Origin of the sequence: Aeoliella sp., from assembly GCF_965227375.1 — a bacterium.
Lineage (GTDB): Bacteria > Planctomycetota > Planctomycetia > Pirellulales > Lacipirellulaceae > Aeoliella.
On the sequence record NZ_CBDDFX010000001.1, the window covers coordinates 862289 to 875323 of the forward strand.

10 protein-coding genes are annotated in these 13035 nt (G+C 56.8%); all 10 read left to right on the top strand.

Annotation, left to right across the window (positions count from 1 at the left end; all coding sequences use genetic code 11):
- The first annotated feature begins 49 nt into the window (after positions 1–49).
- Complete coding sequence (locus tag ACQK2L_RS03500; protein ID WP_425395544.1) at positions 50–805, top strand: DUF1559 domain-containing protein; 756 nt, start codon at positions 50–52, stop codon at positions 803–805.
- Entirely contained in the window at positions 763–1143 is a 381-nt protein-coding gene (locus ACQK2L_RS03505; protein ID WP_425395545.1) for a DUF1559 domain-containing protein, read from the top strand. Before ACQK2L_RS03500 ends, ACQK2L_RS03505 begins: the two co-directional genes overlap by 43 nt.
- Before the next feature lie 84 nt (positions 1144–1227).
- Positions 1228–1653, top strand: a complete 426-nt coding sequence (locus tag ACQK2L_RS03510) for a hypothetical protein (protein WP_425395546.1) — start codon at positions 1228–1230, stop codon at positions 1651–1653.
- A 99-nt stretch (positions 1654–1752) separates the two neighbouring features.
- On the top strand, positions 1753–3378 hold the full coding sequence (locus ACQK2L_RS03515) for an endo-1,4-beta-xylanase (RefSeq protein ID WP_425395547.1): 1626 nt from the start codon (positions 1753–1755) through the stop codon (positions 3376–3378).
- A gap of 144 nt (positions 3379–3522) precedes the next feature.
- Positions 3523–4944 (top strand): MFS transporter, encoded by a 1422-nt coding sequence (locus tag ACQK2L_RS03520; protein ID WP_425395548.1) that lies wholly within the window; start codon positions 3523–3525, stop codon positions 4942–4944.
- Positions 4941–6068, top strand: a complete 1128-nt coding sequence (locus ACQK2L_RS03525; protein WP_425395549.1) for an endo-1,4-beta-xylanase — start codon at positions 4941–4943, stop codon at positions 6066–6068. Before ACQK2L_RS03520 ends, ACQK2L_RS03525 begins: the two co-directional genes overlap by 4 nt.
- Before the next feature lie 37 nt (positions 6069–6105).
- Positions 6106–8403 carry a glycoside hydrolase family 3 N-terminal domain-containing protein gene (locus tag ACQK2L_RS03530; protein ID WP_425395550.1) on the top strand — a complete coding sequence of 766 codons (2298 nt, stop codon included), beginning with the start codon at positions 6106–6108 and terminating at the stop codon, positions 8401–8403.
- Positions 8404–8437: 34 nt separating this feature from the next.
- Complete coding sequence (locus ACQK2L_RS03535; RefSeq protein WP_425395551.1) at positions 8438–10987, top strand: GDSL-type esterase/lipase family protein; 2550 nt, start codon at positions 8438–8440, stop codon at positions 10985–10987.
- Between the two features lie 361 nt (positions 10988–11348).
- Positions 11349–12179, top strand: coding sequence for an HpcH/HpaI aldolase family protein (locus ACQK2L_RS03540; RefSeq protein ID WP_425395552.1), 831 nt, complete (start codon positions 11349–11351; stop codon positions 12177–12179).
- Positions 12145–12852 carry a 3-keto-disaccharide hydrolase gene (locus tag ACQK2L_RS03545; RefSeq protein ID WP_425395553.1) on the top strand — a complete coding sequence of 236 codons (708 nt, stop codon included), beginning with the start codon at positions 12145–12147 and terminating at the stop codon, positions 12850–12852. The genes ACQK2L_RS03540 and ACQK2L_RS03545 overlap by 35 nt, the downstream gene beginning before the upstream one ends.
- The last annotated feature ends 183 nt before the right edge of the window (positions 12853–13035 follow it).

Consider the following 13035-nt stretch of genomic DNA (forward strand, 5'->3'; position numbering starts at 1 on the left):
CCTCCTATTGCCAGGGGAACTTACATAAGGAAACGGGAGGACGGGATTCATGAACTTCCGCACGACCAAGAACGGTGCCTTCACGCTTGTCGAGTTGCTGGTTGTCATCGCAATCATCGGCATACTAGTTGCCTTGCTGTTGCCTTCGGTGCAAGCGGCTCGAGAGGCCGCCAGGCGCGCGAATTGCGTATCAAACATGAAGAACGTTGCGCTGGCAGCCCTCAACTACCACGACACGCACGGACATTTCCCTGTCGATGAAGACTACTATCAAGGTAGCATGCGTCGCGTGAACCTTTCGGACAGGAGTGAGGGCGGCTGGTTCAACGTTACCGAGGCGTACAATGTGCTTCCACCGGATCCCGCGACAGGCATTCGTGGCACGGATGGTGGAGGCTGGATTGTTCGGGTACTGCCTCATCTGGAAGAGCAAGCTTTGTTCGACATTGTCGAACCATTCTTGGCAGGTAGGTGGACCTCCCTTCGCACCGGACTCAATAGCACCGATCCGGTACTTCGCGAGGCGCTCGCTAGCCAACCGAAGGTGTTGAACTGCCCCAGCGATGCAAACACTGGCCCCAGACAGGATCAGTATCCCTTTAGTGGTGGAGCCGGATCGAACATCGTTGGCGGACCAGTGCTGGTAGCGACAACCTCTTACAAGGGCAACGCGGGCGACGGACACTTCGAATTCGAGCCCGACGAACCCGCGGGCTTCTGGAGCTACGATCCGCCGTTCGCTTGTTACAACGCACCAACTGCATGGGAATCTTCTGGCGGACTAGCTACTACAAAGGCGGCGTGAAGCTCAAGCAGATTCCCGATGGCACCAGCAACACCTTCATGGTGGGCGAAGCATCGCCCATTGATAATAACAGCGCCGCATGGTCGAGCGACGGCGACTGGGCGATTACCGGCATCGAACTAAACTGGGACTTCGAAAATTCCGGCTACTGCACCGGCACTAACGGCACCGGCGGATCGAGTTGCTGGCCCCGGATTCGCGGTTTTCGCAGTTTTCATCCCAATGGGGTGAACTTCGCCAAGTGCGATGGTTCGGTGAGTTTTGTATCCGACGACATCGACCACCCAACCTACCGCGCCCTGTCGACTCGCGAAGGCGGCGAAGTGACTTCCGAGTAACCCACTTAGGCGTACAGCCGATGTCGCGACTGTACGCCTGAAGTCGGCCTCCCCGTTCCTGCATGCTGATTCCTGGATGAACGTATGATGATTTCATCGACCAACTATGGGTGCTTGCTGGCGCTCGTTGCGATTACTGCCATCGGCTGCGGCGGCAGCCCCTACGACGCTGACGTGTCGGGGCAAGTAACACTAGACGGTCAGCCAATCGGACCTGGTGTGGTGACGTTCGCCCCCGTGGAGGGAATGTCGAACCCGGCCGTCGGGGCGATCGACGACGACGGCAACTACCTGCTGATGACCAAACATGAGAGAGGACTTAACGTCGGCACCTACAAAGTGGCCATTAAGGTCTACGAGCCAGAGGAACCGGTGCCGGCTGGGCAGCGGTCGACGCAAACCCCCGAACCGCTGGTGCCCAAAAAGTACCTTCGCACAGAAACGTCGGGCATTACAAAGGACGTAGCCAACGGCACACAGACCATCGACCTGGCATTGACATCCAGCTAACGTCCTTACATACCGACCAAGCGAATGCGCGATACATCGAAGCACGACCCGATTCTTTCGCTACGTGCGTCTCAGCACAGCACTAGGAGCCACACCCAAATGCTCACTCCTAGATATCGCTTCCACACATCTACATGGTGGCTCGGTGTGCTGGTAACGTTCTTTTGCGCGGTGGGCATTGATTCATCTGCTCAGCAGTGGCGCACGGAAGCAAATCAACGCATCGAGCAGCACCGCAAGGCGAATCTCAACGTCGAAGTTGTGGACACGTTGGGCAACAAGATTGAAGGCGCCCAGGTGCAGGTGCTGATGCAAGCTCACGATTTTGGCTTCGGCACAGCTGTACCCGCGGCGCGAATCGTCGAACAGTCCGCGAATGGAGACATGTTTCGAGAGAAGCTGCTGGAGAACTTCAATCAAGTCGTCTTCGAAAACGACATGAAGTGGCCCGCCTGGGACGGGCTTTGGGGGAACAACTTCAACTGGCAGCAAACACAGCAGGCGCTCGACTGGTTGGATCAGAACAACCTTCCGGCGCGGGGTCATTATCTGTCGTGGGCCACCTGGAGCGGCAACGACGCCTGGGGCAGTTCGCAGAACACCACCACCCTGCCAACGCGTTTGGAAAACCATATTACGGATGTCGCAACAACCGTTGGCGACCGGGTCTTTGAATGGGACGTGATCAACCACCCAGTGGGATGGCTGAACGACACGTACGAGAACCGAATCGCATCGGGATTGGACTTCTACGCAGAAATTGTGAATCACGCACGTTCGGTTGCGCCCGAGGGCATGCCGATGTGGATCAACGAGGACGACGTCATCGCTGGCAACTCCCGCGCTGCCGACTACGAACGGATTATCGACGACCTCATTGCGAACAACGCATCGCCCGATGGAATTGGCTTCCAGGGACACTTTATCGAAGAGTGGGGCCGTGTGTCGGCCACCCCGGCGGCCGTGCTATTCGATCGCATCGATCGCTTTGCCGACAAAGGACTTCGATTGCGGGTTACGGAATTCGATGTGGATGTTGACGGCAACGAAGCGTATCAAGGCACGCTGGTCAACGACTATCTGACTGTTATGTTTAGCCACCCTACGGTCGAAGCCATCACGCTCTGGGGCTTCTGGGGAGGCTCCCATTGGCGGGGCGAGAACGGCGCCCTGTATCGAAACGACTGGTCAGAAAAGCCCTCGCTCGAAGCCTATCAGAGTCTGGTGCTCAACCAATGGTGGACCACCGAGAACGGCGTTTCCAACGACCAAGGCTCATATGGCCTGCGGGGGTTCAAAGGTCGCTACAACGTAGTCGTTACCGTTGACGACGAGGTGTACGAGCTCAACGATGTCCTGCTGACCGACAATCTAAGCGTGCAAGTACAGGTTGCAGCCGCCGGTTTACCGGGCGATTTTAATGGTGATGGAAAGGTCGGCCTTAGCGACTTCACCATTTGGCGAAATAACCTTGGGTCGACGTTCGATCTAGGTGGCAACGGCGACGAGTCGGGCGGCAGCGCAGGCGTTGTCGACATTGCCGACTATGACCTTTGGATGCACAACTTTGGAGTATCGTCGCCGAGCAACCTGACGGATGTTGGAGCAGGATCCATCCCCGAACCCTGCACACTATCCGTCGCTACGCTCTTCTGCGGGGTCGTCGCCGCCACAGCAGCCCGGCACCGCAGAAGAGTAGTTTTCATACCCCGAAGTCAAAACTAAGACACCGACCAACAGGATTAATCCCCCAGACTTTGCTATCCACGTATTGATCGGCTCCTTAGCGTCAAGTGCTAGGTTGTTACAGTTCGACACCAACCAGGATCCGATCAACCCAATGGTCACACGAAAGGCCATCTCCATCGAATGTCGACCTCTGCCAGAAAACTATCGCTGCTCGAGAAGGTCGGCTATGGATTAGGAGACTGCGGCGCGAACTTTGTTTTTCAAACGCAACTCATCTTTCTGATGAGTTTCTACACCGATGTGTTTGGCATCTCCGCGTCGGTGGTAGGTTGGATGTTTCTCGTGTCCCGTCTGTGGGACGCCGTGAACGATCCCATGATCGGCGCCCTGGCCGATCGCACCAATACGCGCTGGGGCAAGTTTCGCCCTTGGGTGCTCTTTACCGCGATTCCGTTCGCGTTCTGCTTCGTGTTGGTCTACACCACACCCGATTTGGGCGATAAGGGCAAGATCGTTTGGGCGTACGTTACCTATAACCTGTTGATGATGGTCTACACCGCCAACAACATTCCCTATTCGGCGCTTACCGGCGTGATCTCTTCCGATAGCGTCGAACGAACCAACCTCACCGCCTGGCGGTTCCTGCTGGCGATGACTGCCTCGTTCGTGGTCCAGACCTTCACGCCCGACTTGGTGGACTACTTTGGGCAGGGAAATTCGGCTCTGGGGTATCAGTTAACGATTACGCTGTGGGCTGTTGTCGCCACGGTGTTCTTTGTCATCACGTTTGCTACCACAAAGGAGCGAGTCCATCCTCCCGCAAGCCAGAAGTCGTCTGTCGGTCGTGACCTGCGAGATCTGCTGAACAACGCATCCTGGATTGCGCTAGCAGTGATGACGCTGTTCTATTTTGTCTATCTGTCCATGCGCGGCAGTATCGGCAAGTACTACTTCGACTACTACGTCGATCAGCAGAGCATTGAGCTTTTCGGGGGAAGCATCTCGTCCTTTGGCGTATTCAACGGAGCAGGGCAACTCGCCTCGATGGCTGGCATCCTCCTGTCGAAACCCCTTTCGATGCGGTTTGGCAAACGCGACTTGTTCCGAAGCGTCCTGCTGATCTGCGCTGCCATCACAGCCGTTTTTTACTGGTTGCCTCCATCCAATGTGACCACCATCATTGGCCTGCAATGCTTGCTGCAGTTCATCTTCGGTGTGACGATACCTCTCACTTGGTCCATGATGGCTGACGTGGCAGACTTGTCGGAGTGGATTAACTACCGCCGTGCCACGGCGATGACTTTTGCCGCCACCGTGTTCGCCCTGAAGCTTGGTCTAAGTCTTGGCGGTGCGCTCGCGGGATGGATGTTGGACGCGTTTGGTTACGTGCCAAACTCCACACAGTCGGAACAGGCGATCCATGGCATTCGCTTGATGATGAGTTTCTTCCCCGCGGTCGCCTTCCTGCTGGCGGCAGCAGCCCTGCTCTTCTACAAGATTGATCGACACACCGAATCGACGCTGTGCGACCAACTCGAGGAAAGGCGAAGGGCAGAAGACCCCTCCGGACAGCCCAACACTCAAACGGAGAGCACGTCATGAACTATCGAAGACTCATCGCCGCGATGGGTATATTCATATTAGGGCTGCACGCCACGGCCGAGACGCCCCAGGCAAGCCTCAAGGACGCTTACGCTCCTGAGTTTCGCGTGGGAGTGGCAATCAGCACGCCCGCGATTCAGGACAATCAACAAGACGCGCTCGATCTAATCGCAAAGCAATTTAATTCTGCCACGTCGGAGAACTTGTTTAAGTGGGAATCGATTCATCCCGAACCCAATCGCTACGACTTTGAGGCTGCCGACCGATTCGTAGATTTCGGGGAAGAACATGGCATGTTTCTCGTGGGACACACCCTCATCTGGCACAACCAGACGCCCGGCTGGGTTTTTGAGGACGAGAATGGAAAGCCGCTCTCACGCGAGAAACTGCTGGAGCGGATGCGCGAACATATTCACACCGTCGTGGGTCGGTACGCTGGCCGAGTTCATTCCTGGGATGTTGTCAACGAAGCGGTGAACGACGACGGCACCATGCGCGACACGCCGTGGCGGAAGATTCTCGGCGACGATTATCTGGTCCATGCCTTCCGATTTGCCAAGGAGGCCGACCCCAAGTGCGAAGTCTACTACAACGACTACAACCTGCATCTAGCCGACAAACGCGATGGCGTCGTCCGCGTGCTGGATTCGATGGGCCAGTCTGGCACGACCGTAGACGGCATAGGAATGCAGGGACATTGGGGTTTGGATTTTCCCGCGGACCATGAAATCGAAGACTCGGTGGCGGCGTTCTCCAAGTCGGCGGGCAAGGTGATGATTACAGAACTGGACATCAACGTGCTACCGAGGCCAGGTCAGCAGACCGGCGCCGATGTGACAGATAGGGCCGAGCTCACCTCCGCCATGAATCCCTACACAGGCGGACTGCCGCAGGATGTACAACAACGGCTCGCCGACCGGTACGCCCACTTGTTCGGCTTGTTTGCTCAACAAAGCGACGTCATCGATCGAGTTACCTTATGGGGACTCGATGACGGGCAGACCTGGCACAACAACTGGCCCATTCGAGGGCGCACCGCTCATTCCCTGCTATTCGACCGTTCGCTGAAACCCAAACCGGCTTTCGACGCTGTCTTGCAAACCGCTGAGAAATCCAACCGTTAGATCTCACAAACTTTACTGCTCGCGTACAAGAATCATAATGTCTGTAGTGTCACCTCCTGCCGATTACCAACGATCAGACCTTCCAATCGATCAGCGCGTTGCTGATCTGCTGGGACGCATGAGTGTGGAGGAGAAAGCGGCGCAGATGATCTGCGTTTGGAACAAAAAGAACGACTTCCTGTTGGATGAGTATGGCGTTCTTGACCCGGAATTGGCCGAAGCGCATTTTGGTCATGGGCATGGCCTGGGACAGGTTGGCCGTCCGGGCGATTCGAACGGAGGCATTCCCCCTCGTGAGTTTGCCGAGCGAACCAACGCCATTCAGAAGTTCTTTATCAAACGAGGTCGGCTCGGCATTCCTGTGCTGTTTCACGACGAGTGCCTGCATGGACTCGTCGCTCGCGACGCAACTAGCTTTGCCCAACCAATTGGCCTGGCAGCGACTTTCAATACGGAGTTGGTAGAACGGATTTATGCGATGACCGCCAAGGAGGCGCGCGCGTGCGGCGTGCACCAAGCCCTTGCGCCAGTCCTGGACGTGGCTCGCGACCCTCGGTGGGGACGAGTCGAGGAGACATTCGGCGAAGACCCCTACCTGGTTGGGGAATTGGGTGTCGCAGCTGTGCGTGGTTTCCAGGGCGATCGCGAAGTTTCGAATAACGACCGCGTGATTTGTACTCTGAAGCACTTTGCCGCCCATGGCCAGCCCGAGTCGGGCACAAACTGTGCTCCGGCGAGCATCTCGGAGCGCCACCTTCGCGAGATCTTTCTGTATCCCTTTGAACGAGCCATCCGCGAGGGCGGAGCGATGAGCGTGATGGCGTCGTACAACGAAATCGACGGCGTTCCCTCCCACGCCAGCCGCTGGCTGCTCCGCCACGTATTGCGTGGCGAATGGCAATTCGATGGCACCGTCGTTTCCGACTACTACGCCATCCGCGAACTTTGGGACCGACCGGAACTGTACGGGCACCATGTTGCCGAAGACAGTCCATCGGCAGCGGCGCTTGCCGTGCGAGCAGGCGTGAATATCGAACTTCCGGAGCCCGACTGCTATCAGCACATCGTTGCTCTGGTACGGCAGGGCGTTGTTCGCGAGAAGGAGATTGACGAACTCGTAGCGCCGCTGCTCGCGCATAAGTTCCGCTTGGGCTTGTTCGAATCGCCTTACACAGAGCCCGACCAAGCCGAACAGATTGTCGGCTGTGACGATCATCGCGACGTTGCCATCGAGGCTGCCCGACAAGTGATCACGTTGCTCAAGAACGAGTCTGCCACACTTCCACTGCAGGCCGAATCACTAGGCACGATTGCTGTGATCGGGCCCAACGCTCATCGCACGATGCTGGGGGGCTACAGTGGCAAGCCCAAGCAGTTCATTACGGTCCTCGATGGCCTGCGCACCGCCCTAAAGGGGAAGTGTGAAGTCCTCTATGCCGAAGGATGCCAGATCACCCAGGGCGGAAGTTGGGAAGAAGACGCCGTTACCCCCAACGACCCCGAAGCCGATCGAGAGCTGATCGCCCAGGCGGTGGAGATCGCCAACAAAGCCGATCTGGTAGTACTCGCCATCGGCGGAAACGAACAAACCTCGCGCGAGGCATGGTTCTCCAATCACTTGGGAGATCGTACAAATCTGTCGATGGTTGGACTCCAGAACGAACTGCTCGACGCCATCCATGCGACGGGCACGCCGATTGTCTCTCTGTTGTTCAACGGTCGACCACTGGCCGTGCCGGAAGTCGTCGAGAAGTCCCACGCGTTGCTCGAATGCTGGTACTTGGGACAGGAGTCGGGCACCGCGGTGGCCGATGTACTTCTCGGCAAGTGCAACCCTGCAGGCAAGTTACCGATTTCGATTCCGCGCTCGGTGGGCCACGTCCCCGCCTACTACAACTACCGCCCCTCGGCACGCCGTGGCTACTTGTTCGACGATGTCAGTCCGCTATTTCCGTTTGGCTACGGACTGAGCTACACCACCTTCCAGATTGACGAACCGGCATTAGAGTCCGAACAGATTCGTCAGGGTGAAACGACTTCCGTGTGCGTCAAGATAAGCAACGTTGGCGATCGCCGTGGTACAGAGGTCGTGCAACTCTACATTCGCGACCGAGTCAGCTCGGTGACCCGCCCGGTACTGGAACTAAAAGGGTTTGTCCGAGTGGATCTTGAACCAGGAGAGGTGCGCGAAGTATCGCTTCCGATCGGGCCAGAGAGCCTCGCGTTCTGGAACATCGACAAGCAGTTCATCGTCGAGCCAGGAGAGTTTGAGATCCTGGTTGGCTCCAACTGCGAGGACCTTCAATCTGCCGTCCTCACGGTGGTCGATGAGTGAACCCGACGACAACCGAGACCGATAGGGAGCTAGTATGAAAGTCAGAACTCTGACATGGTTGGCTCTATTCCTGGCGGTTGGTATTCTTGCAGGTTCACCGAATTCGGCAGCTCAACAGCTTCTCAATGCTCCTGCGTTGCAGCCCAACCGCGTCGAAGGCAATTTGGTTCTACTAAACGACAACGGGGCGTGGTCCTGGTATCAGGACGAGCGGGCCATCATCGATCCGTCTAGCGGTTCCCTGCTGGTCAGCTCAGTGGCGGCATCGCCGTTGAACGTGGATGGGCCGCGCGATGGCAATGTCGATCTGACAACTTTCGACCTATCCACCGGTCGACGATCGCGCGTTGTGTTGGGAGCCATCCAAGAAGACGACCACAACCTGGCGGCATTGCTCAAACGCCCCGATGGCCGCTACCTGGCAGTGTACGCGAATCACAACACGGATCGGGTCACACGATATCGCATATCGACGCATCCAGAGGACGCAACCACCTGGGGGCCGGAACGCACATTCGACTGGCGAGAGACGCCTGGAAACGACTTCAACGTAACCTATTCCAATCTGTTCTACCTTCCCACCGAGAAGCGTGTTTACAACTTCGCGCGAGTCAATGACCGCAGCCCCAACATGATGCTTTCAACGGACCAAGGCGAGAGCTGGATGTACGGGGGGCAACTGACCAGAAGTGAAGACGTCGGCTATGTGAACGGCTACTTCAAATACGCGTCCAACGGCGTCGACCGCATTCATCTTATCGCCACAGAGGCCCACCCTCGCGATTACAACAATGGTATCTACCATGCCTACATCGAAGGAGGAAAGCTGTATGGATCCGATGGAGCGCTGATCGACGCAGACATCTTCGACAACCAGCACATTCCTGCCACGAACTCGCTCTCGCCGGTGTTTCTTCCCGACCAGGAGGATGGAACGCAACAACGCCACCGCGCGTGGACCACGGATCTGGCATTGGACTCAGAGGGACAGCCCTTCGCACTGTTCACAACGCGCGCTGGCGACGCGGTCCCGAGCCCCGACGGAATCGGCGACGACCGCCGGCTGTACTATGCTCGATACAATGGCGAGAAGTGGCACTGCCATGAAGTGGCCAAGATGGGCCGACGACTCTTCCGCTCGGAGCAAGACTACACCGGCCTCGGTGCACTCGTGCCAGGCGATCCGAATACAGTCTTTGTTTCGTCAACCATCAACCCAGCGACGCAGGCAGAGACTCCATTCCACGAAATCTATCGAGGACAAACCGACGATGCCGGCCGCAATTGGCGATGGACCGCCATCACGGCAGGGTCGACGGTCGACAACCTCCGGCCTATCGTCCCTCAGGGTGATCTGGACCACCCCACCGTTCTGTGGTTCCGCGGCCTCATGTATAAGTCACAAGCTTACGACGCAGCCATTGTAGGTGTTATCGACTCCAAGGATGGCTCTATCGGACCCATTCACTACGTCGCTGCCAACGACGAGAACACAAAGACCTCCAATGGGCAGCTTGTGACCGAAGTGTCGGGACTTGCCGACGGTCACTACGATCTCTTCGCCTTCTTCTGGGGAAGCGTCGATGGAACCGCACAACTCCGCACTAGCCTAACGCCTGATGTGCTCCTTACTGCATCACAGCAGAACTCCCAGGCGGCGGAGTCCTCTCAATTCGCTCCAGGGCAAGACGTTGCGGTCCGCAGAGGAAAGGACACTTTGTACCGAACCTATCTGGGACGCGTAGCCGTTGAGAAAGGCGCGGCCGTGCAGGTCTTCGTCGAAGATCCCGCGACGCACGACAACCATCGGACCTCGTACGATGGCCTTGGCTACGCCCGCGTTGAAACGCTTGAGCGGCCATCCGCGGTGCGACCTGTGGAGCGTATGGACCGCAACTCGCAATTGGCGCATGAGCAGCTCTTACGGAAAGTACAAAGCGGGCGCGTCGACGTCTACTTCATTGGCGATTCCATCACGCGGCGATGGGGAGCGACGGACTACCCCGAGTTGCTGAAAAACTGGAAAGAGAACTTCCACGGCTGGAACGCCGGCAATTTTGCTTGGGGCGCCGACCAAACGCAGCACATGTTGTGGAGGTTGCTTCACGGGGAACTCGACGGTGTGAATCCCAAAGTGATCGTCATCCTTGCGGGAACGAACAACGTTGGGAACGCGCCAAAGGAGGATTCACTCGCAACAGAAGTCACAGACGGAATCTGGGAGATCGTTCGCGTGTGCCGAGAGAAGGCACCTGAAGCGACGATCATTCTGACTGGCATCCTTCCACGAAACGACAATCCTCGAAATCCATTGGCGGCGATGCCGGTGATCAACAGGATCAACGAGAATCTAGAAGAACTGGCCGATGGCAAACAAGTGCGGTATCTCAACATCAACCACAAACTGGCGGATTCGCAGGGACAGCTCCACAACGGCGTGACCATGGACAACCTGCATCTGAACCGCAACGGCTATCAACTTTGGGCCGACGCATTGAAGCCGCTGCTCACCGAGTTGCTCGGACCACCATCCGACGTCGACCTCGCCCCACCTCCGACGGGCGACCCGAGTGCGGCGAATTGAGCCCACTTGCCTTGAGGACCACGATGGTCCATCCGTCGATTTGGTGTTTTCGCATGACCATTCATCTGATGCCGGATCGGCGACGACTTCATGCTCACCAAGTGCGTTTGCTCCCACGTGTGTTGCCCCGAAATATTTCTCTCTATCTATGCGTATGATCGAGGAAATTGAGACGTTGGATATATCGCTGAAATGCCAGCCGCCAGTCGTTCCGCGCTTCGGATTTTGGCCGTCGCATTGACGCTCCCTGTTTCAGTTAGGAGAATAGACCTCGTTACTGCCCCCGCAGTGATTCACCGTTGCTCGATCCTGCCAATCGACAACGTTATCGTTTTGGGTACGGGCAACTATCGAGGTTCCATTGAACGGACAGCAGTTAAGAGACGCCTTGCACCATGGCGGACCAGTCTTTGGTACGCTAATCGTATCCCCTTCGCCAATCTGGCCGAAGGCGCTGGCGGGTGCGAACCTCGACTTTGTTTTCATCGACACCGAGCACATTCCTTTGGATCGCGAAACGGTGTCGTTCATGTGTCAGTTGTATGGAGGCATGGACCTCGCACCCATCGTCCGCATCCCGGAACCGAGTGCCACGCTGGCCGCGACAATGCTGGATGGTGGAGCGAAGGGGATTATCGCGCCGTACGTCGAGTCGGTGGATGAAGTTCGCAGCCTTGCTGGTGCAGTAAAGTTCCGCCCGCTCAAAGGGCAAAGGTTGGAGCAAGCCCTCGACGGAGCGGAACTCGAGCCCCCACTGCAAGCTTTTTTGGATGAATACAATTCGTCGAACGTGCTCATTGTGAACATCGAGAGCACTCCCGCCATTGAGAATCTCGACGAAATCCTCAGCGTTCCCGGCTTGGACGCGGTGTTGATTGGGCCACACGATCTCTCGTGCAGTTTGGGCATACCGGAGCAATACGGACACGAAAAGTTCGCCTCCGCGATTCAGCGGATCATCAGCAAAGCGAGATCTCGTCAAATAGGTGTTGGTATCCACTTCTGGGAAGATGTGCAAAGCGAGACCAACTGGCTACAGGCGGGAATGAACCTGTTGATTCATAGCGGCGATATCACCCTGTTCAGCAAGCATCTTCAATTGGAACTGGATGCCATTCGCAAAGGAATCGGCCAAGCACCGACAGAGAACAACAACCATGCATTGCGAAAACCCGGCCAAGTGGTTGTCTAGTCATTTGTCTGCCACAGGCTTTCTGATCGCCGCATGCGTAGCGGCTTGCGCGGTAGCAGCGACCGATGCTGACAAAACGGCTGCACCGCAGGCACTGTTCAATGGCGAAGATCTCGAGAGATGGGTCGTCGATGGCGACAAGACCACCAAAGACGCTGAACAGACGCTTCCAGTATGGACCGCTCGCGATGGAATGATTCATTGCGCCGGTGGAGGCTTCGGCTTCCTTCGCTTCGATCAGAAGTTTACAGACTTCACCTTGAGCCTCGAGTATCGCTTGCAGCCCGGTACGAATTCGGGTGTGGGCATCCGAACGGTGGAGTACAAGGATGGCAAGAAGCCAACGCGCCCCTCGCGTGCTGCTTATGAAATTCAATTGGTCGACGACGGTGTCGATGAACCCACAAGCCACTCCACTGGCGCTATCTATTTGCACTCCGCCGCGAGCGCGGCTCCGGCCAAGCCGGCAGGCGAATGGAATAAACTCGTGATTACGTGCATCGGACCACGGATTCGCGTCAAGTTGAATGGCGAGGTCATCCAGGACTACGATCAAAGGAAATCGTCCAAGACCAAGAAGAAGCCTCTCAAAGGTTACATCTCGCTGCAGAATCACGGCGGCGAAGTGGACTATCGGAACATCTTACTCAAGGACGAGTCTCATAGCGACTGATTCGTCCGCACTGTGCGCGAAATCGACCGTGCCTCTTGTGTACCCTGCATGGCACCCCATGTAGACTGGCACGGAGCGAACACTCCAACGACAGCTTATATTCGTGTGAATCCCGCTGCGGCCTAAGTAGGTGCGATTATGAATTGGCATTCTGAAAGAGTCTTCGGGCTTGTTCTGCTGCTG